This window comes from Pseudomonas sp. NY15372 (assembly GCF_048068215.1).
Taxonomy (GTDB): Bacteria; Pseudomonadota; Gammaproteobacteria; order Pseudomonadales; family Pseudomonadaceae; genus Aquipseudomonas; species Aquipseudomonas guariconensis_A.
The window spans coordinates 209965-229690 of the sequence record NZ_JBLUPY010000005.1 but is presented as its reverse complement, the minus strand read 5'-3'; the positions used below and the strand labels follow the sequence as shown (position 1 = coordinate 229690).

At 66.3% G+C, this 19726-nt stretch carries 15 protein-coding genes; 2 read left to right on the top strand and 13 right to left on the bottom strand.

The window, feature by feature from the left end; genetic code table 11:
- The first annotated feature begins 273 nt into the window (after positions 1-273).
- Complete coding sequence (gene yiaY, locus ACNFG0_RS06595; protein WP_416764322.1) at positions 274-1422, top strand: L-threonine dehydrogenase; 1149 nt, start codon at positions 274-276, stop codon at positions 1420-1422.
- Positions 1423-1484: 62 nt separating this feature from the next.
- Here yiaY and ACNFG0_RS06590 read toward each other — a convergent pair whose 3' ends face one another.
- The 3 genes from ACNFG0_RS06590 to ACNFG0_RS06580 form a co-directional block, all read right to left on the bottom strand.
- Complete coding sequence (locus tag ACNFG0_RS06590) at positions 1485-2666, bottom strand: hypothetical protein (protein WP_416764321.1); 1182 nt, start codon at positions 2664-2666, stop codon at positions 1485-1487.
- Between the two features lie 85 nt (positions 2667-2751).
- The gene (locus tag ACNFG0_RS06585; RefSeq protein ID WP_196145216.1) at positions 2752-3219 is read right to left on the bottom strand and encodes a VOC family protein; all 468 of its coding nucleotides are present in this window, start codon (positions 3217-3219) and stop codon (positions 2752-2754) included.
- Positions 3220-3361: 142 nt separating this feature from the next.
- Entirely contained in the window at positions 3362-4981 is a 1620-nt protein-coding gene (locus tag ACNFG0_RS06580) for an NADP-dependent glyceraldehyde-3-phosphate dehydrogenase (protein ID WP_196145217.1), read from the bottom strand.
- 140 nt (positions 4982-5121) lie between these two features.
- Between ACNFG0_RS06580 and ACNFG0_RS06575 the strand changes: the two genes are divergently transcribed.
- Entirely contained in the window at positions 5122-7347 is a 2226-nt protein-coding gene (locus ACNFG0_RS06575; protein ID WP_196156388.1) for a putative bifunctional diguanylate cyclase/phosphodiesterase, read from the top strand.
- A 26-nt stretch (positions 7348-7373) separates the two neighbouring features.
- On the opposite strand, the gene ACNFG0_RS06570 is transcribed toward ACNFG0_RS06575, so the two are convergent.
- From ACNFG0_RS06570 to ACNFG0_RS06525, 10 genes are read right to left on the bottom strand one after another with little or no spacing between them, the layout of a single operon-like run.
- Entirely contained in the window at positions 7374-8150 is a 777-nt protein-coding gene (locus ACNFG0_RS06570; protein ID WP_196145219.1) for a ChbG/HpnK family deacetylase, read from the bottom strand.
- A complete protein-coding gene (locus ACNFG0_RS06565) occupies positions 8122-9285 on the bottom strand; it encodes a GNAT family N-acetyltransferase (RefSeq protein ID WP_416764320.1) in 1164 nt (387 codons plus the stop codon). The genes ACNFG0_RS06570 and ACNFG0_RS06565 overlap by 29 nt, the downstream gene beginning before the upstream one ends.
- A gap of 4 nt (positions 9286-9289) precedes the next feature.
- Positions 9290-11287: a hypothetical protein gene (locus ACNFG0_RS06560; protein WP_416764319.1), complete on the bottom strand. Its 1998-nt coding sequence runs from the start codon at positions 11285-11287 to the stop codon at positions 9290-9292.
- Positions 11284-12588 (bottom strand): oligosaccharide flippase family protein, encoded by a 1305-nt coding sequence (locus ACNFG0_RS06555; RefSeq protein WP_196156386.1) that lies wholly within the window; start codon positions 12586-12588, stop codon positions 11284-11286. Before ACNFG0_RS06555 ends, ACNFG0_RS06560 begins: the two co-directional genes overlap by 4 nt.
- Positions 12585-13595, bottom strand: coding sequence for a polysaccharide deacetylase family protein (locus tag ACNFG0_RS06550; RefSeq protein WP_416764318.1), 1011 nt, complete (start codon positions 13593-13595; stop codon positions 12585-12587). The genes ACNFG0_RS06555 and ACNFG0_RS06550 overlap by 4 nt, the downstream gene beginning before the upstream one ends.
- A 10-nt stretch (positions 13596-13605) precedes the next feature.
- Positions 13606-14742, bottom strand: a complete 1137-nt coding sequence (locus ACNFG0_RS06545; RefSeq protein WP_416764317.1) for a glycosyltransferase family 2 protein — start codon at positions 14740-14742, stop codon at positions 13606-13608.
- Positions 14735-15700 carry a glycosyltransferase family 2 protein gene (locus tag ACNFG0_RS06540; protein WP_196145224.1) on the bottom strand — a complete coding sequence of 322 codons (966 nt, stop codon included), beginning with the start codon at positions 15698-15700 and terminating at the stop codon, positions 14735-14737. Before ACNFG0_RS06540 ends, ACNFG0_RS06545 begins: the two co-directional genes overlap by 8 nt.
- Complete coding sequence (locus tag ACNFG0_RS06535) at positions 15697-17067, bottom strand: O-antigen ligase family protein (RefSeq protein WP_416764316.1); 1371 nt, start codon at positions 17065-17067, stop codon at positions 15697-15699. The genes ACNFG0_RS06540 and ACNFG0_RS06535 overlap by 4 nt, the downstream gene beginning before the upstream one ends.
- A complete protein-coding gene (locus ACNFG0_RS06530) occupies positions 17064-18152 on the bottom strand; it encodes a glycosyltransferase (protein WP_416764315.1) in 1089 nt (362 codons plus the stop codon). The genes ACNFG0_RS06535 and ACNFG0_RS06530 overlap by 4 nt, the downstream gene beginning before the upstream one ends.
- Positions 18149-19723: a GumC family protein gene (locus ACNFG0_RS06525; RefSeq protein ID WP_416764314.1), complete on the bottom strand. Its 1575-nt coding sequence runs from the start codon at positions 19721-19723 to the stop codon at positions 18149-18151. Before ACNFG0_RS06525 ends, ACNFG0_RS06530 begins: the two co-directional genes overlap by 4 nt.
- Positions 19724-19726 lie beyond the last annotated feature (3 nt).

The following is a 19726-nucleotide window of genomic DNA, read 5'->3' as shown; positions in this document are numbered from 1 at the left end:
AAGGCAACAGAAGGGCTGCTTGGTAGGATCATGTCACTGTGCTGTTGTGATCAGAATCTTGGCTGCCTTTGCCTTAATGATTGGGGCCGCTACGCGCCCCATCGCGGCACAAGGCCGCTCCTACAGGGTTATGCAAGGCTTGCCAATGGCGGGTTGCCTGTGGGGAGCGGGCTTGTCCGCGATGGCAGGGCTTTGTCTTGCGCTGGGTCAATACTGCCCCGCGCAACCAGGCAGATCCTCGGAGGTAGACAGACCTTCCAAGAGGACTCGGCCATGAGCAGCACCTTTTTCATCCCCGCCGTGAACATCATGGGCATCGACTGCCTTGACGAGGCAATGACGGCCATCGCCGGCTACGGCCTGCGCAAGGCGCTGATCGTCACGGACCACGGCCTGGCGCAAGCCGGTGTGGCCGAGCGTATCGCCGGCCTGTTGGCCCTGCGCGACATCGATTCGGTGATATTCGACGGTGCCAAGCCGAACCCGAGCATCGCCAACGTCGAGGCCGGGCTGGCCTTGTTGCAGCATGAACGGTGCGATTGCGTGGTGTCCCTTGGCGGCGGCTCGCCCCACGACTGCGCCAAGGGCATCGCCCTGTGCGCAACCAACGGTGGGCGGATCAGCGACTACGAAGGCGTCGACCGCTCCGCCAAACCGCAATTACCGCTGATCGCCATCAACACCACCGCAGGCACCGCCAGCGAGATGACCCGCTTCTGCATCATCACCGACGAGGCGCGCCACGTGAAGATGGCCATCGTCGACCGCAATGTCACGCCGATCCTTTCGGTCAATGACCCGGCGCTGATGGTCGGCATGCCCGAGGGACTGACCGCCGCCACCGGTATGGATGCCCTGACCCACGCCATCGAAGCCTACGTGTCGACTGCCGCCACGCCGATCACTGACGCCTGCGCGCTCAAGGCCGTGACCTTGATCAGCGATAACCTGCGCCGGGTCGTCGCTGATGGCAGTGACCTGCAGGCACGGGAGAACATGGCCTATGCCCAATTCCTCGCCGGCATGGCGTTCAACAATGCATCTTTGGGCTACGTGCATGCCATGGCACACCAATTGGGGGGCTTTTACGACCTGCCGCACGGGGTGTGCAACGCCATCCTGCTGCCCCATGTGCAACGTTTCAACGCCAAGGTCAGTGCCGCCCGCCTGCGCGATGTGGCCAAGGCCATGGGCGTGAAGGTGTGTGGGTTGGACGCGGAGCAGGGCGCAGGCACGGCGATTTCGGCCATCGAGCACTTGGCGGCGGCAATCGGCATTCCGGCCGGTTTGGCAGCGCTCGGGGTCAATCTGGAGGATGTACCGGTGCTGGCGGCCAATGCCTTGAAGGATGCCTGCGGCCTGACCAACCCGCGGCCGGCGAGCCAGGCGCAGATCGAGGCGATTTTCAAGGCGGCGTTCTAACAGACTCAAGCGTTTCGCCCGGCCTGTAGGGCTGCGCAGCAGCCCCAGACCCCATGAGGCCTTCACCGCTCGCGCATAAAGAACCCAGCCACATATTTGCGGAACGTCTCCAGGCTCTTGAAGTCGGCATAACGTTTGAAATTCTCGGCATCCGGCTCCGGGCCGATGGGTTGCTCCAGCAGGGAAACCGACAGCACCCGGTCCTGGTCCGAGGTGAGCACCAGCTCATCCATCACCTGCCCACCAATGACCGGCCGACGCATCAGCACCTTGACGCCTTTGCTCGCCATCCAATCGATCAGCGACACCAATGCCTTGAGCGGCTCGCGCTCTTCGTCGCGGTACACCGGGAACAGGTGCCCGCGCGATAGCACCGGCACGCTGGCGACGTGGATCAGTTCATAGAAATGGCTACCGGCGGTGGTGGGTGAATAGAGCGCCAGGGCCAGCAATGGCCCGCTGGTGCGGCTGCCGCCCCAGAACAGATGGTGGCCCTGGAAGTCGAAGCCGTCCTCGGTGCGGGCGTTGAACAGCTTGCGCCCCTTGACTTGGTCGATGCAGTCGAGCAGCAGGCCATGGCGGCGGTGGTTGCCGAAGGCCGTGGCGTCACGCAGGCGGGACTTGAGCATCATCATGTGCTTCATGTCCAGGCGGGTTTCCAAGTAGTTGCTCGCCGGCACCCGCTCCACCAGTGGATAGCGACCGGCCACGCCGCGCAGGTCGGCGAACTGGACCGTGAGGTCTTTCTTCAGGTGGGTGGCGTAGACATTCAAGCCACTGGCTTCGATCCAGGTCAGCAACAACGACAACAAGCGCTGCTGTTCGCGGCGTTCGGCAGTGGCGCCAGGGCCACCTTCCCCAGCCCGATTGAAATCGCCCAGCAGGCGCAGCGCAGTGTCTGGCGGCAGCCAGGCGGCAGGTGCGGCGGTTTGCTCGCTGCGTTCGCCGGTTTCGCGCTCGACCTTGGTGAACGGGCAGCCGGGCGCATGCTCGGGGGTGTCCGGGTTGTTGCGCAGGAACAGGGTGCCGGTACTGCCATTGAGGCTGACGTTGAGCACTGGCACGGCATCTCGGCGGCAGTCGCAGGCTAGCCATTGGTTGGCGCTGCGTACCTTCATCAGCCACTGGTTGGCCTGCAGCAGGCGTGGGCCGGCGAGGGTGCCGGAGGCGAAACCGACCAGCAGTTCCTCTTCGGCCGGCGTGAGGCTGCGCACCTGCGCAGCGGTCTTTTCGATGATTCGCATTCAGCAGCTCCAAGCTACGAGCCTCAAGCTTCCGGTAAAGTCAGGGCGCTTTCAAGCCGAACGCCTGAAGCTCGCAGCTTGTGGTTCACTGGCCGCCGAACAGCTTGGCGGCGCGGGCGCGGATTTCCTCGGGGCTGAGGTCTTCCTTATGGGTGGAAACGAACCACAGGTTGCCGAATGGATCCTTCAGCGTGCCGCTGCGGTCGCCATAGAACTGGTCCTGCACCGGGCGCAGGGCCAGGGCGCCGGCGGCGACGGCCTGGTCGTAGATTTTGTCGCAGTCGTCGACATACAGGTGCAGGCCGACGGCGGTGCCGCCCAGCGACTGGCTGGCCGCCAGGCCGCCCTCCATGTCGCAAGGGTCGGCGAGCATCAGCGAGGAATCGCCGATCTTGAGCTCCGCATGGCCTACGCGGCCGTCGGGGCCTTCGAGGCGGAACATCTCCACCGCACCAAAGGCCTTCTTGTAGAACTCGATGGCCTTTGCCGCGTCCTTGATGCCCAGGTAGGGCGTGATGCTGTGTTGTCCTTCGGGAACAGGTTTGACCGCCATTGCAAGGTTCCTCCTTCAGGTAAGGTCAGTACCGACCCGCCACGGGGTATACCGCGGCAGGCTTCACGCATTTACCGAAGCTGTATATTTGTACAGTTTCGGCAAATGCGCAAATGCCTTTTCCCTATTAGAGGCCGTCTGCCTAGAAGATGTAGTCGGTGGTCAGGAAACTCGACTGGCGGTTGCGGATGATCTCGCTGATCAGTGCCTTGTTGGCGTCCTGGAACTTGGCGGCCACCAGGGTACGGATGGAGAACACCCGCAGGGCGTCATGTACCGACAGGGTACCTTCGGCGCTGTTCTTGCGGCCGTTGAACGGGTAGCTGTCCGGGCCGCGCTGGCACTGGGCGTTGAGGTTGATGCGGCCAACCTGGTTGGCGAAGGTGTCGACCAGCATGCCGATGGTCTGCGGGTCGTTGCCGAACAGGCTCAACTGCTGGCCGTAGTCGGAGTCGAGCACATAGTCGATCACCGTCTGCAGGTCGCGGTAGGGCACCACCGGCACCAGTGGGCCGAACTGTTCCTCGTGGTAGACGCGCATGCTGGGCGCCACCGGGTAGAGCAGGGCCGGGTAGAAGAACGAGCCACGGCTGGTGCCGCCGCCTTCGTTGAGCACGCGGGCGCCCTTGGCGGTGGCATCGGCCACCAGGCCATCGAGGTAGTCGACCTTGCCAGGCTCGGGCAGCGGCGTCAGGGCTACGCCCGGCTCCCAGGGCATGCCGGGCTTGAGCGCGGCGAGCTTGCGCTGGAACTTGTCGAGGAACGGCTCGACCACATCTTCGTGGACGAACAGGATCTTCAGGGCGGTGCAGCGCTGGCCGTTGAACGACAGGGCGCCGGTGACCGCCTCTTCGACGGCGTTGTCCAGGTCCACTTGGGGCAGGACGATACCAGGGTTCTTCGCATCCAGGCCCAGGGCCGCGCGCAGGCGGTGCGGGCGCGGGTGCAGTTTTTTCAGGTCGCTGGCGGCCTTGTGGGTGCCGATGAAGGCGAACACGTCGATCTTGCCGCTGGCCATCAGGGCGCTGACCGTTTCGCGGCCACGGCCATAGATGACGTTGATCACCCCAGGCGGGAAGCTGTCGCGGAAGGCTTCGAGCAATGGGCGGATCAGCAGCACGCCGAACTTGGCCGGCTTGAACACTACGGTGTTGCCCATGATCAGCGCCGGGATCAGGGTGGTGAAGGTCTCGTTGAGCGGGTAGTTGTAAGGGCCCATGCACAGCGCGACGCCCAGCGGTGCGCGGCGGATCTGGCCAAGGGTGCCTTGCTCGAGTTCGAAGCGGCTCGACCGCCGGTCGAGGTCCTTGAGGGCATTGATAGTGTCGACGATATAGTCGCAGGTGCGGTCGAACTCTTTTTCCGAGTCCTTGAGGTTCTTGCCGATCTCCCACATCAGCAGCTTGACCACCGCCGTGCGCTGTTCGCGCATGCGCCCCAGGAAGGCTTCGACATGCTGGATACGCTCGGCCACACGCATCGTCGGCCAGGCGCCGCGGCCTTTGTCGTAGGCCTGTACGGCGGCATCCAGGGCAGTGAGGGCGGTATCGGCATCGAGCAGCGGGGCGCTGCCGAGAATCACTTGCTGCTCGCTGTCGCCGTGCTTGAGCCAGACCGGGCTGCGCACCGTGGCCAGGGGGCCGTCCCAACGCCTGAGCTGGCCACCGACCAGGTAATCGCGTTGCTCCAGGGGTTCGCCCAGGCGCCAGGCCTCGGGGATGTCATCGGGGGCGGGAAACAGCGAATCGAGCAGACGGTCCATGGGTACTGCACCTCGTTTGTTCTTGGGTAGGTGAATCGCTTCAGCTGCGAGCATGCACCCACTGGAAGAAAAACACCAGTCTGGCTCAAATTTGCCGTGGCCGGGCCGATACAGGATCAATCGCCGCCGATTTCAGCCCAATGAAGACTCTCCCCGTACCCCCTGATCAGCCGCCGCCCCACCCAGGCACGCTGCGGCGCACTGTGCACCGCTTGCTGCCGGTCGGTTTCGCCCTGGTGGGCATCGGCTTGTCCATCGCGCTCGGGCACCTGGACATGCGCCGTGAGCAAAGCGAGCAACTGAACAACATCGCCGCGCGCCTCTCTGGGGTACGCAGCGCCCTGGAGGCGCAGCTACGAGCGGCATTCGCCGAAGCCGAAGGCATCGCCCAGCTGATCTCCACCGATGGGCGAATCAGCCCCGGGCATTTCCACGGCATGGCCCAGGACGCCCTCGAGTCGGTGCCCTACATGCACCACATCGCCCTGGCGCCGGACGATGTGATCAGTGCGGTCCACCCCGAACAGGGCAACCAGGCGATCATGGGCCTGGACTACCGCCGGTTGCCCGACCAGTTCCCCATGCTGCAGTCGGCCCGTGAACACCAAGAGGCCGTGCTGGCCGGCCCGGTCGGGCTGTACCAAGGTGGGCGGGCATTGATCTACCGGCGGCCGGTGTTCGTCGCCGGCAAGCGGGGGGTGAAGCTTTACTGGGGCAATGTGTCGATCGTCGCCGACATCGACCGCTTGCTGTGGGCCGCAGGCCTGCGCCCGGACATGGACATCCAGGTGGCGTTGCGCGGGGCGGACGGCAAGGGCGCAGATGGCGCGATGATCTGGGGCGATCCGCACCTGTTCGACGACCCGCTGCTCAGCCAGGTGGTGACGGTGCCGGGTGGGCATTGGCAGATGGCCGCCGCGCCCCGCGATGGCTGGCCGGTGCTGGGCCTGTTCGCTTCACCGCTGTTCCTCTTCGCCCTGACCTGCACGGGGTTGTTCAGCCTGTTCGTCGCCCAGCTCAACGGCAACCAGCGCCTGCTGCAACAGCGCAACCGCGAACTGCGCCAGTCGCAGGCGCAGCTCGAACGCCTGGCCCACTACGACACCATCACCGGGTTGCCCAACCGCGTGCTGTTCCAGAAACAGCTGGCCGAGGCCATTGCCAGGGGCCATGGGCTGGCCGTACTGATCCTCGATATCGACGGTTTCAAGCAGGTCAACGACAGCTTGGGCCATCCAATGGGCGACCTGTTGCTGCAACAGGCCACGGCGCGCTTCCTGCAGGAACTGGACAGCGCCGACCGGGTTTGCCGCCTGGGTGGCGACGAATTCGTGTTCATGCTCCAGGGCAGCCAGGGCCAGATCAGCCACCAGGTGTGCGCCTTGCTGCGCTGCTTGCAGCGGCCATTCGACCTCAACGGCAATGCGGCGCTGGTCACTGGCAGTATCGGCCTTGCCCGCTGCCCGCAGCATGGCGAGGCGGTGGACAGCCTGCTGCGCCACGCCGACACCGCCATGTACGCGGCCAAGGAGGGCGGTCGCAACGCCTGGCGGCCCTATCACCCGGATATGACCGAACGCCTGCAGCAGCGTCTGGAGCTGGAGCGCAACCTGCGCCGGGCCCTGCAGCACGACGAATTCGAGCTGTGGTACCAGCCCAAGCTCGACCTGTTCAGTGGTCGCGTGGAAGGGGTGGAGGCACTGCTGCGCTGGCGTGACCCTGAGCGCGGGTTGGTATCGCCGGCCGAGTTCATTCCCCTGGCAGAGCGCACCGGCCTGATCATCCCGTTGGGCGAACGTGTGCTGGAGTTGGCCTGCGCCCAGCTGGCCGCCTGGCGCGCCGCCGACTGCCTGCCAGGGTCGATGGCGATCAACGTGGCGGCGCTGCAGATCGAGCGCAGCGACTATGTCACCAGCCTCGCCACGGTGCTGGCCCGCTACGACCTGCCGGCGAGCCTGCTGGAGGTGGAGATCACCGAAAGCCTGCTGATGGAAAGCCAGCAGCAGGCCTGCGCGGTGCTCGCGCAGTTGCGGGCCATGGGCGTAGCCACGGCGGTGGACGACTTCGGCACTGGCTATTCGTCACTGGCCTACCTGCGTGCTTTGCCCATCGACCACCTGAAGATCGACCGGGCGTTCATCAAGGACCTGCCGGGCGATGACGATGCCCAGGCGGTGGCCTGCGCGATCATCGACCTGGGCCATGCCCTGGGCTTTCGGATCACCGCCGAAGGTATCGAGACCCAGGCCCAGTACGATTTCCTGCGCAATGCCGGGTGCGACCAGGGCCAGGGCTTTTTGTTGGCACGGCCGATGCCGGCGGCGGACCTGGCCCAATGGCTGCAGGCGAGCCGGGACTGCGGCTGAGTGGCGAGCCGGCCAGGCCGGTAGCCTCAGGACTCGACGAGCCTGGGGACTGCCCCATAGCCAATGCGCTGGGTTTGCCTGAGCTGCTGCTCGACCAGCGACTGCAGGGATTCGCCGGTGGGCAGGTAGGCATCGCCGAAGTCCTGCCCACCCAGGGCGCTGGGGTGCGTCACGATTTCCAGGATGCCATGGGCCGGGGCCAGCCCGGCCTTCAGGTCAGCGGGGGTGCAGACGTAGTCGGCCGTGGCGCCACTGAGCTGGCGCAGGCGGCGGTTGAGCAGGGTCTTGTACAGGCGCTTGACTGGGCCGATGTTGTGGCCGAGGTTGCGCGCCAGGCGCACCGGGACGCCTTGGCTGCGGGCAAAACGCGCGACCACTTCACCGATCGGCCAGATGTTGTGCACATGCTGGTGCGAGTCGAGGTGGCTGGGCACAAGGCCGTGGGCCAGGCAGTGTTGCCATTGCGCGTGCAGCTCCTGCTCCACGGCGGCACGTTCGCCCCGGGACAAGCGCAGGGTCGCGCGCTTGAGCGCGAAGGCGAACTCCCCGCTAGGCGAGCAGAACCGCGGTTCGGCGAGAATCGCCTGGCTCATCGGCCGGCCCTGGGTCAGGTTGAAGTGCAGGCCTATCCGGCCCAGCAGCGCGGGCTGGCGAGCCAGGGCGCAGGCCGCGGCGAAGGCGGGCATGTTGGCCATGGCCGTGGCCGAGCTGATCAGCCCGGCCTGGAACGCTTGCAGGATCACCGCATTGGTGTGTGGGCTCATGCCGAAATCGTCAGCGTTGACTATGACCTGGGAGGGCATCGGGGTTCTCCTGTGGGGAATCGGATGGAGTGAGGGCGGTCGATGGCCGTGCGCGCCCGTTCAGGTAGGGCTTGAGCAGTCGCCAGGCGCGCAGGGCCAGGCCCAGTAGGCGGCCGTCAAGGCGCTTGCTGTAGAGGCTCAGGCGCCATTGTTCGAGCGGGTCGGTCATGCGTTCATGCAGCTGGTGGCTGGAGTGGTGCAGGCTGACCCGCGAAGCGTCGATCCAGGTCCATCCATCGTCCAGCCCCCAGCGAATCCACTCATCCAGCAGCACGCGACCGCTGCCCAGGTCGCGATGATCCGGCACGAAGGCCAGGTTGTAGTCGTAGAGCCGCCCCTGTTCGAGCAGGCCGAGGCGGTAGCTGATGCAGCGACCGTCCAGCTCCAGGAGCACCAGGTGCACCAGACCTTCGCTGGCCAGGGCGGTGAACGCCTGGTACATCCATTGGCGGCGCTGCACGCCTGAGAAGATCCCGACCTCGTCATCGCCTTTCCAGCTGGCGGCTTCCACGGTGCTGACGGCATCGAGCAAGGCGCCGATGTCATGCACGTTGGCCTGCACCCGGCGCACTTGGGCACCGCAGGCGGCAATGCGCTTGCGCGCCCGGCGCAACTTGTAGCGTGGTGCGCCGCCGGGCTCCTGGCGATCGGCCTGGCTGACCCGGTGCAGCGGGACCACGCAGCTCAGGCGTTGCTCGCAATGCGAACTCGCCGCGGCCCAACGGCCCAGCCAGCCATGGGACTGTACCGACACTTCGCTCAGTTGCAGTAGGGCATGGGGCAGGTGCTTACAGATGGCCTGGAAGACGGTGTCGGCATCGGCCTCGGGGAGGTCGACGAGCAGGGCGATGCGGTCGCTCAAGGGGTGGCCCAGGTGGCGCACCACCGGGGCGTTGAACGGGCCATACGGTTCGCGCATGCGCACCAGCGGCAGGCACAGCCGCAGTTGTCCGCCCCGATAGCCCAGCAGCACCTGCAGGCGTTGGCCAAGCTGCAGGGCGCCTTCGGCGGCCCGCAGCCAACCCAGGTGGTTGAACGGGGTGCTACCCGCTACCCGCCGGCGCAGGGCCTCGTATTCGTCGGCCGGGAAGTCGGGGGTGAGCAGCGAGTCGTGCCAGCTCAGTCGCAGGTCCATGGCTTCAAGGCTCCTTGACGGTGGCTTGGTGTGTGGGGGCCGGGCGCGTGGCGTACATGCGCCGGCCCGCAGAGGGCGTGTCAGGGTGCGCCTGCGCAGCGTTCCAGCTCAGGGCGAACAAGGTCTGGCCAGGCACCTGGAAACGCACCTGGCCGCCTTTGCAGGCGTACGTGGTCGGCCGTGGCTGGTTGTCCGGGCCGAACAGCTCCAGCCGGGCGTCCGGGCACGCATCCAGGGCCAATGTGACCTGCTGCAGTCGGTCGGCCTTGTTGACCCCCAGCAGGCTACGCCGATGCGCTTCGGCCATGGCCAGGGCATCGACTTCGAACCCGTCGTTGTCCAGGGCCAGCACCTGGCCCAGCCAGTGCCGCTGGATGAACTGCTGGGCCAGGCCGACGGGCTTTAGCTGGAAGTGGGTGTCGTCGATGACCTGCACCATGCCCTTGGGCCATTCGGGCTCGTCGGCGACATGGAACCAGTTGAGCATGTCCAGCAGGCCATCGGCCGAGGCATTGATCACCACCGACGCCCACCAGAGGCCTGCGTAGTGGGTGTTCTGGTCGTAGGGGCTCAGGCTCGAGCCGCTGGAGAGGTTGGTCTGGTCCAACAGCAGCGCCTTGCGTGGCCGGCCCTGATCGTCCAGCCCCACCAGGGCGGCGGCCTGTCGCACACTGTCACGGTAGCTACGGGTGGCCAGCAGGTCGCGGACCATCCACTCGTGCCAGGCCAGAGCATCGACCTGGGTGCCTTGTTCCTCGAGCAGGCGCCGGGCCCAGTCAATGCCGCGCAGGCCCTTGGCGTCGTCCCTGAACGGGCCGCCGAGCCAGCGCGAAGATGCCGGGATGGCGATACGAACGCCCGCTTCGCGCGCTCCAGGCCAGTTGTGGACCACGGCGGTCATGAGGCGGAAGTAGTCGCGGAAGCTGGCGTAGTCGGGGTAGTTGAGGTTGGGTTCGTCGGCCACGCTCAGGTAGTGCACGCCCTTGCCGCCGAGCCGGGTGGTCGCTGCGAGCCAGGCCTGCAGGCCGTTGCGGGTGGGCGCATCGGCTGCCAGCACGGCGCGCCGGCCGGTGCCGGCCAGCAAGGTGATGTCCTGGTCGATGGCGAAGCGCTCCTGGTACAGGCGGCGCCAGGCGTCTTCGTAGTGCGGCTTGCGCACCAGGACGTCGACGAAGCTGTAGAAGCCCGCCGCCTGCGGGCGCAGGGCGTCCAGGGCGGCAAAGCTGGACGGTGGCGGCGGCACGTAGTGCATGGCCACACCCAGCAGTGGCGTCGGACCCAATGGTCGTTCGGCAAGCGTGAGTGCCACCTGGCCCTGGGCGAGCGGCAGGTCGCCCAGATGCTCGGCTCGCTGGGCGAACAGATTGGCCGTGCCGTCCAGCCAGAACGCGGCCTTGCCGCTGCCTTGCAGGTACAGGCGCCAGGTTTCGTCGCGGGCGCTGACCGGCAGCCTTTGCTGGTCGAACTGCCAATAGGCGCGGTAGGGCGCTAGCGCGACCTCCACCTTGTAACCGTCGCCCAGGCGCTGGGCCAGCAGGCGATTCACCCCGCCATGGTATTTACCGGCCAGGCTCGCCTGTTCGCCCGCCTTGACGCGAAAGAACAGGGTGGTGCCCGATGCCACTTCGGCGTTGAAGTGCACCTTCGCCGGCGCGAACAGGGCCCGGGTCGTATCCAGGTGCTCGACCTGGTAGCTGCGGAAGCTGTAGCCAGGAATCTCCAGCCGGTAAGGGCCTGCGGCAGCTTCCAGTGGCCAGCTTTGCTCGCCCCGCACCTGCTCGGCGCTGATCGCCCGTTCGGCCCGTAGCCGCCCTTGGCCATCGAGCAGATACAGGTGCTCGCCATTGGCATCGGCCTGCCAGGCCGGGTGCCACTGGATGCGCAGCTCGTCGGTGCGCTCGGGCTGCAGGTACAGGCTGCCGTCGCGGATGTCTCCCCACTGCAGGCTGGCTGCCAAGACCCACGACGGCACCAGCGCCGCGAGCAGGGCCAGGCACTTCACGCGGGCCTCCGTTGCAGCATTTCACGCAATGGGGCGTGGTCGCTGGGCAGGATGATCAGGGTCTGCCACAGGGCCACGTTGCTCAGCTGGCAATACACCACGAGCATCGCAAAGGTAACCGCCAGGTAGGCGATCGACGAGGCCAGGGCCGCGCCGACGATGCCCCAGGCCGGGATCATGAAGATGTTGAGCAGCAGGTTCAGCGCCGCGCCAGCGCCCATGATCAGAGACACCGTGCCCGGCCGGTTCTTGCCCAGCAGGTCCAGGCGCAGGATGGCGGTATAACACAGGCCCAACAGCCCCGGGAGCAGGGCGAGCAAAGCCGGGTAGGCGGGGGCGTACTCGATGCCGAACAGGGTGATGATCAGCCACTTGCCGATCAGCGCCATGCTCAGGCAGGCCAGCAGCATCACCGTGGCGGTCAGCCGCAGGGCCAGGGGGGTGAGACGCTGCATGTCGGCATCCTGTTGCAGCAGGTGCTTCATCAAGGGCGTGGTGACGGCTTCGGGGACGATCAGCAGCAGCTCGGCCGCCGCCGTGGCCATGGCGTAGTGGCCCAGGGCGGTACTGCCGAGCACTGCACCGATGAACAGGTAGTCCGAGCGCAGGATCACTTGCTGGAACAGCAGGTCAGGGTGGCTCTTGGCGCTGTAGCTCAACAATTCGCGCTGGCCGCTGCGGTCCCAGCGCAGGCGTACCGGGTACTGGCGTGCCAGCCAGGCCACGCCCAATACCAGCACCACGGCAAGCCCCAGCAGCCAGCTGATCAGCGCCGCCTCCATGGCCTGTTCGCGCCACATCCAGAACAAGGCGAGGAACAGCAGCAATGGCGCCAACGACTCGGTCAGGCGCAGGGCGTTGAAGGCATCCACGCCACCGCTGGCATTGTGCAGGGTCAACAGGCCGCTCTTGAGCACCGCCATCGGCACGGCCAGCAGCAACAGCCAGGCCAGCAGGCCGAGCTGCTGGGTCACTTCCAGTTGGCCGCCGAACTGACGGACCAAATAGACCCACAGCAGGGTCAGTAAACCGGCAAGCAGGCAGCCATAGACCAGCACCTGGGTCAGCAGCAGGCCCATGTCGCGGCGCTTGGCAGCCTGGTAGCCCACCGCGCTATTGAGCCCACCGCTGGTGACGGCACTGATCAGGTCGGGCAAGGCACTGAGCAGGGCGAACAAGCCTCGTTCGCTCGGGCCGAGGATCCGCGCCAGCAGCACGTTGCGCAACAGGCGCAGGGCGATCATCGCAAGCTTGGTGCCCATGCTCAGCGCCAGATGACGCAGGTAGGTGCTACGGATCATGCAAGGCCTCCACGGGCGATGCGCCAGGCCAGCAGCGAAGGGCAGGCAGCGGTGTGCTGGCTGACCCCGATACGCGGCAGGGCGAGGGGGTCGTCGTCATCCCGGAACAGCCCCTGGCGGGTGCTCAGGGCATAGGCATAGCTGTGCCGGGCGACCCATGAGCGGACCCGGTCGTCGTGGTCGCCGTTGGGGTAGCAGTACACCGGCAGCGGGTGTTCGCAGTGCTCATGCAGCGCGGCATGGCTACGCTGCAGTTCCTCGCCCAGGCGCTGCTCGTCGAGCTCAGGCAGCAAGGCATGGCTGGCACCATGGGGGCCGAAGCGCACCAGGCCGGTCGCTTCCAACTGGCGTACCTGGTGCCAGTCCAGGGCTTGCGGTACAGGCTCGGCCGGGCAGGCGTCGGTCATCCGTTGCAAGGTGGGCTGGCCAAGGCTCTTGAGGCTTTGCAGGTAATGGGCCAGCACTTGGCTGCGGGTATGGGAGCGGCTGCTCAAGAAATACGCCGCCGGCAGTGGGCGCCCGGTTTCACGCAATAGCTCGGCCAATGCCAGGCGCGCGTCCTCGCCGCGGGTGCCCCACAGGGTCTCGCCGATGCTTTCCCACCAGAAACGTTGGCGGCTGCCGATGTAGTCGGTGGACAGGAAGATGCTGGCCGGCACGCGATAGCGCAGCAGCAGCGGGAAGGCATTGACCGCATTGTCGCGCCAACCGTCGTCGAAGGTCAGGGCGACCCTGGGCCGGCCATGGCCGTTGGCAGGCCGGGGGGCCTGCAGCAGGTCCAGCAGGGTGACGCATTCGAAGTGCTGCGACAGCCAGCGCAGCAGGCGCTCGAAGGCCCGCGGGCCCAGGCACAGCTCGTTGCGATGGGGCAGCGCCGCGAGGCTGTCGTCCTCCAGTACCCGGTGCAGCATGAGGATCACCCCGGTGCTGTGCAGGCGGGCACGGGTACTGGGCAAATTGAAGTACAGCCAACCGCTAGCCTGCTTGATACGGGTCTTGATCGGCATAGAGGTGTACTCATCGATTCTGGTCGGGGTTCCACTGGCTGTAGCTGTACCCGCGCAGGAACTGCCACACGCCGATGCTCATGCCAGCCACCGTGACCAGCAGGAAGGCAGCCAGCCGAAACGGCTTGGGCAGGCGGCGACGGGCGTCCAGCAGGCCGAGCACCGCAGCGCCATAGCCGAGCAGTTGGGCTGCCAGGCAGAGCAGGTAGAAGCCGCCCTCGGTGGCCAGCCAGAGGTTGGCCAACAGCAACGGCACCAGTAATACGGGAGCCAGGCGGCGGATCAGCTTGTGGCTGGCCAGGGCAACGGCGTACAGGCCATGCCTGAAGGGGTTGAGCAGCTCACGTCGGGCGGCCAGGCTCAGCAACCCACCGACAGTGACCCGCTGGCGACGGCGGAACTGCTTGCCGGCCTCGTCCACACCTTGGTCCAGTACCACAGCCTCGGGCACGTAGACGATGCGCTTGCCCGCCACCGGCGCGCAGGTACTGATGAAGAAATCATCGTTGGCCTGGCGGGGAATCGGCTGGAACAGCTCGCGACGCAGGGCGAGCAGGGCGCCGTCGGCCGAGACCATGCAGCCGGTGCGGTTCTCGACCTTGCGCAGCCACGCTTCGTAATGGCGGTACAGGCTGTCGCCCAGGCTCAGGCCTTGCCCAGGCTCGGGAATGATCATGTGCCCGGCGGTGCAGCCGACTCCGGGGTCGGCGAAGGGGGCCAGGAGCCGGCGCAGGGTATCGCCGGACCACTGGTTGTCGGCATCGGTGAACACCAGGATATCGCCCTGGCAACGTTGCACCGCCGTGTTCAACGTGGCGCCCTTACCCTGGCGCGGCAAATCCAGCACCTGCACGCACGCAGCACCGATGGCGCGGGCACGGGCCACGGTGAGGTCGCTGGAGCCATCGCTGGCCACCACCACCTGCAGGTCGGCGGCCAAGTAATCCTGTGCCAGTACGCTGGCCAGCTTGTGTTCGATGTGCCGCTCTTCGTTATAGGCGGCGATGACCACGCTGACCCGTTGCGGGGCCAATGGGCCTGGCAACTGGCGGGGAAAGAAGGGCGCGGCCAGCGTCAGCAGCAGCGGGTAGCCGACCCAGGCGTACATCGGCAGCAACAGGCACGACCAGAAAATGAACTCAGCCACGGGCAGGCCTCCTTGCGGTGCGGTTGAACAGGTTCAGCACGAGGGCGGCGCCGGCCAGGTGCAGGCGGACCCAGTGCAAGGCCCACAGTTGCAGAGTGAACACCGGGGCCCGGTGCTTGAGGCTCTGCCTCAGACTCAGTGCCAGGGCCGGGAGGGCGCCCAGCACCATCAGCAACAGGGCGAGCCGACCAGCCCCCTGGAACAGGGCCAGCAGTGCCAAGGCGGTCAACACCCAAGGCACCAGCGACAGCAGCGGGAAACGCAGCATGCGCAGGCTGGCGCCATGGCTGCGCAGCAGTTGCAGGTGGCTGCCCTGGCGCCACAGTTCCTTGCCCAGCCATTCGCCCCAGGTGCCCTCGAAGCCCCAGTGCAGCACCGTCGGTTGGCGCAGGGCGCGCAGGCGCGCGCCGGCCTGGTGCAGGCGCAGGGTGAAGTCCTTGTCCTCGCCGGTGCGCAGGCGTTCGTCAAAGCCGCCCACCCGCTCGAACCAGTCGCGGCGCAGCAGCAGATTGGGCGCCGCTAGCCAGGTGCTTGGCTGCAGGGTTTGCCCGGCGCGCAGCGTGCGCCGTTGCCAGGCGTAGGCGAACCAGGGGGCTTGGCGAGGCGTATCGCAGTCGAGGGCGAAGACATCGCCTTGGTCGCATTGCTGCAAACTGACCAGCAGGGTGAGCCAGTTGCCAGGTACTTCGATGTCGGCATCCAGGAACGCCAGCCAGGCGCCGCGGCTGGCCCGGGCACCGAGGTTGCGCAGGGCGGCGATGGTCGCGCCCGGCAGCGTCAGCACCGTGGCCCCGAGCTCGCGAGCGATGTCGGGACCGGCATCGGTGGAGCCGTTGTCCACCACCAGCAATTCACACGCCAGGCCCGCCTGCTGGGCCGATGCCCGGGCGCACGCAAGGGTTCGGCCGATGTGGCGGGCCTCGTTGAACATGGGGATGACAATGCTCACCTGGTTCATCGCGCCACCGCCGTGGTCGGGGCCTCGGCGGCCTGGCGCACCAGCACGCTGGACAACGCCAGCATCATCCACAGGTACTTGTGGCTGGGTACGCTGAGGAACATCAGGAATAGCCCGATGGCCACCAGGCTCATGGTCAGGTGAGCGGCAAGGTCGGCATGGTAGTGGTCTGCGGCGGTGCGCCAGCTGGCGCTGGCCCTGGTGAAGTTGCGCAGCGCCAGCAGCATCATGCCGATGAACAGCAAGCCTGCAGGTATGCCGGTTTCGGTGAACAATTCCAGGTAGGTGTTGTGGGCCTGCCGGTAGAGGTCGTCGCTGGTGCGCTTGGCCGGGGCGAAGGCCTTGGAGAACCCGGTGTGGGCATAGTGCAGCGGGAAGGTGCCGGGACCGGTGCCAAGCACCGGGCTGTGGCTGATCATGTCCTTGCCGACCACCAGGTAGGAGGCGCGTCGGCCCAGGGACTCGTCCTTGTGCGCGTTGATCCCTGACTTGAGCTGGGCCAGCGACTGGATGCGCTCCAGGTACGCCGGCGGCATCAGCGCGGCGCCCAATGGCAGCACGATGGCCAGGCCCAGCATGGCGAAGCCCAGGTGCCGCGGCCGGATCCGCGCCAGTTGGGCGCGGTAGACGTACAGCACGGCAACCAGGGTGGCCAGCAGCACGACCAGACCGGACCGCGACTCGGTGCGGGTCATCCCGGCGAGCATCAGCAGGCAGCATACCGCCCAGAACAGCTTGACCGGCACCTGCCGGGCCTTGATCAGCAGCCACAATGCCAGGGGCATGGCGAAGGTGATCAGCAGGGCCAATACGTTAGGGTCAAGCAGGGCCGAGGCGCGACCTTGTTGTTGGTATTTGCTCGAGAACATGGCGAACAGGCAGGTGACGCACACACTCAGGGTCACGACCCGGCACAGGGCTGGCAGGTTGAGCTCGCGCCCTACCAGCAAAGTGATTACGAACACCACCAGGCCTACGGTGAACTCGCGCAGGTGGTTGAGCGAGAGCGCCGCATCGTCGCTGGTCCAGAGGCTGAGCAGGTACAGCGCCAAGAACGGCACCAGCAGACGCCACTGGTTGCTGTACAGGCGCTCACCCGGCAGTTGGCGCACCGCCAGTTGCAGGCCAAGGGTCAGGACCAGGCCGATGCCGACGATCTTGGCCGCAGACACCTCACCATCCTTGAGCAGGCCTTCCAGCGGTACCAGCAGGGCAATCGCCAACAGGCCCCAGGCGGGCTTGCGGTACAGCACCAGGGCACCGGCCAGGCCCACCACCATCGCGGGTGCGAGATAGGGGAAGGGGCTGGCGAGCAGGGCCAGGCTGAGCAGGGCCGCAAGGCCAACCAACGACAGGGACATGATCATGCGACAACCTCCTCGGTGGCGCCCTGGTAGACCAGAGCCCAGCGTTGTGCCAGGGTCGGCAGGTGGTAGCGTTCGCGTTGGGTTAGCTGTGCCCGGGCGGCTAGTTCCGCGGCCTGGGCGGGGTCTTCGATCAGGGCTTGCAGGTGCTGGGCGAGTTCGTCCACGGCCAGGGGCCTGGCCAGCAGGCCGCTGCGGCCATGTTCGATGACATCCGGGATGCCCCCCACGCCGAAGGCCACCACCGGCACCCCATCCTGCATGGCCTCAAGCAGGACCATCGGCGTTCCTTCGGTGCGCGAACTGATGACCAGGGCATCCAGGCGTGCCATCCAGTTGCGCATGTCGCGCTGGAAGCCCGGCAGTGCAATGCGCGCGCCCAGGCCGGCGGCGTCGATGCGAGCCTGCAGTCGCTCGCGCTCGGGGCCATCGCCAAGCATGACCGCCTTGACCTCGACGTAGCGACGGCACAAGGGGATCAGCGTGTCGAGGAACAGGTCCGGGCCTTTTTCCCTGGACAGGCGCCCCACGTAGCCGGCCAGCCAATAGCCTTTGGCATGGCGTTCGGGCAGGGCGTGTGCTGGCGGCAGACCGTTGGGGATCACCCGCAGCTTGCCGGGCGCCACCCCGGCCTGGTGATGCAGGCCGGCGATACTGTCGGCGACACACACCACCGTGCCTACCACCGGCGTACGGCACAGCTGCAGGCCAAGCCATATATAGAAGCGCTGCTTGAGGCTGCGCGGCGTGAAGCCGTGCTGGGTGGTGATCAGGGGCAACCCATACAGGGCCGCCCCCAGCCAGCCAAGGGCCAGGCCCTTGAAGTTGTGGGCATTGATCAAGGGCCGTGCGTTGCGTTGGGCGAACAGTTGCCTGAACACCGCGGCCGAACCACGGCAGACCAGGCAGTCGATACCGGCCTGGCGAAAGCGCGCCGCCAGCTCGGCAGGTGCATCGAGCAACAGCACACGGTGCCGGCCAGGCGCGGCCTGGCAGTGGTCCAAGAGCATGCGCTCGGCGCCGTAGAACCCGCCACTGCTGAGCAGATGGAGGATCGGCCGTTCGCCAGGGTGGGCAACGCTGTTCAATTGCGCACCCAGTGCATCAGCCGTGGCAACGTCCAGGCTTTGTGCGGGTTGGGCAGGCCAGGGGCCTGGTCGTTGATCACCAGCAGTACCGGCAGGCCCAGCTCCTGGGTAATCTGCGCCGGGTGCTTGAAGCGGTGGTCGAAGAACTCCTTGACGTAGACCAGGGCGATGGCCAACAGCAAACCAGTGAGCAGGCCGAACGGAATGATCAGGCCGGGGCGCGGGAAGGCTGCGGTGGTGGGCTCGTAGGGTGCACTGAGAATGCGCGCGTTGGACTGGCTGCCGTCGAACAGGCCTTGGCCGCGGCTTTCCTCGTAGCGTTGGGCATAGGTGGAGAAGGCCTTGTGCAAGGCGTCGATCTCGGTGTCTAACTGGCGGGTCTTGCTCTGGGTTTCGCGCAACTGGTGGATGCGCTCCTTGAACTCGCCGATGCGCTGGGTCTTCTGCGCGATCACCTGCTGGGTCACGGCCAGGTCCTGCTGGCGTTCCTGGATACGGTTGGCGATCACCTTGAGGAATTGCGCGCGCAGCTGGGCGATCTGCTGGCGGGCCAGCACCATCTGCTCGGCACCGGGCAGGAACACCGTGGTGTCGGCGTTGTAGCGGGCCATCTGCGAGGTCAGCTGTTCACCGATCTGGCGGATCTCGCGGTCCTCGAAGGCGACGTTGTCTACCGTGGTGGTGAAGGTATAGGGGAAGGCGTAGTCGGCCATCCGCGCCTTGCGTGCGTCAGCCAGGCTGCCTTGCAGGTAGTCGAGCCATTGCTGGTTCTGCAACTGCCGGTCGCGTTGGGCGTTTAGCGCCTGCTCCTCGGTGTTGATGGCGTTGAGGCGGAAGGTGATTTCTTCCTTGGGGTCGGATGAGCCGATCGCCGTCAGCAGCGCCAGGCGCTGGTTCTCCAGGTCACCCAGGCGGGCCTGGTAATGCAGCTTCTTCTGTTGGTAGAACGCTTCGGGCAACTCGTTGGACTGCAGGTCCTGGCGGTTCTTCAGGAAGTTGTCCAGCAGGCGTGCGACGAACAGCGTGCCAAGCTGCGCATTTGCGGTGCTGTAGGACACCGAAATGACGTTGGAGCCGGGCAGGGTCTTGATGTCCAGGTCATCGAGCGCCTGTTCGGTAAGGGTGTCCAGAGTCTTGTCGCGGCTGCTGTCGGCCGGCCCGGCCAGCCAGGCACGCACCGGCTCGATCACTTGCTGTTGCAGCGGCATGAACAACACCCGCTGGAGCAGGCCCGGCTCGTGCTGGTAATGCCCTTCCTGGCGCAGCTGGCTGATGGTCTGGCGGATCAGGCTGGGCGAGCGCAGGATATTGCTCTCGGTCTCCATGTCGGCCAGCGTCGGCGGGATGAACTGGTCGGCTTCCTGGGACAAGGCCGAGCTGGTGTCGCTTTGCGACAGTTTCTTGGACTGCACGATCACTTCGGCGGTGATGTCGTAGCGCTGTTGCAGCACCAGCGGCAACACCAGGGCAATCGCGGCGAACACCAGGAACACCCGCTTCACCAGGTGGCGATTGGCGAAGAAGATGCGGAAGAACTCATGCACATGGTTTTCTTTCGGTTGCGTGATCATGGT

What these genes read in the sequence shown, in the direction of transcription:
- ACNFG0_RS06565 (WP_416764320.1), bottom strand. Translation starts at nt 9,285, where the DNA reads ATGGACCTGCGACTGAGCTGGCACGACTCGCTGCTCACCCCCGACTTC.
- ACNFG0_RS06525 (WP_416764314.1), bottom strand. Translation starts at nt 19,723, where the DNA reads ATGATCACGCAACCGAAAGAAAACCATGTGCATGAGTTCTTCCGCATC.
- ACNFG0_RS06540 (WP_196145224.1), bottom strand. Translation starts at nt 15,700, where the DNA reads ATGAACCAGGTGAGCATTGTCATCCCCATGTTCAACGAGGCCCGCCAC.
- ACNFG0_RS06550 (WP_416764318.1), bottom strand. Translation starts at nt 13,595, where the DNA reads ATGCCGATCAAGACCCGTATCAAGCAGGCTAGCGGTTGGCTGTACTTC.
- ACNFG0_RS06555 (WP_196156386.1), bottom strand. Translation starts at nt 12,588, where the DNA reads ATGATCCGTAGCACCTACCTGCGTCATCTGGCGCTGAGCATGGGCACC.
- ACNFG0_RS06570 (WP_196145219.1), bottom strand. Translation starts at nt 8,150, where the DNA reads ATGCCCTCCCAGGTCATAGTCAACGCTGACGATTTCGGCATGAGCCCA.
- ACNFG0_RS06580 (WP_196145217.1), bottom strand. Translation starts at nt 4,981, where the DNA reads ATGGACCGTCTGCTCGATTCGCTGTTTCCCGCCCCCGATGACATCCCC.
- ACNFG0_RS06585 (WP_196145216.1), bottom strand. Translation starts at nt 3,219, where the DNA reads ATGGCGGTCAAACCTGTTCCCGAAGGACAACACAGCATCACGCCCTAC.
- yiaY (WP_416764322.1), top strand. Translation starts at nt 274, where the DNA reads ATGAGCAGCACCTTTTTCATCCCCGCCGTGAACATCATGGGCATCGAC.
- ACNFG0_RS06575 (WP_196156388.1), top strand. Translation starts at nt 5,122, where the DNA reads ATGAAGACTCTCCCCGTACCCCCTGATCAGCCGCCGCCCCACCCAGGC.
- ACNFG0_RS06590 (WP_416764321.1), bottom strand. Translation starts at nt 2,666, where the DNA reads ATGCGAATCATCGAAAAGACCGCTGCGCAGGTGCGCAGCCTCACGCCG.
- ACNFG0_RS06535 (WP_416764316.1), bottom strand. Translation starts at nt 17,067, where the DNA reads ATGATCATGTCCCTGTCGTTGGTTGGCCTTGCGGCCCTGCTCAGCCTG.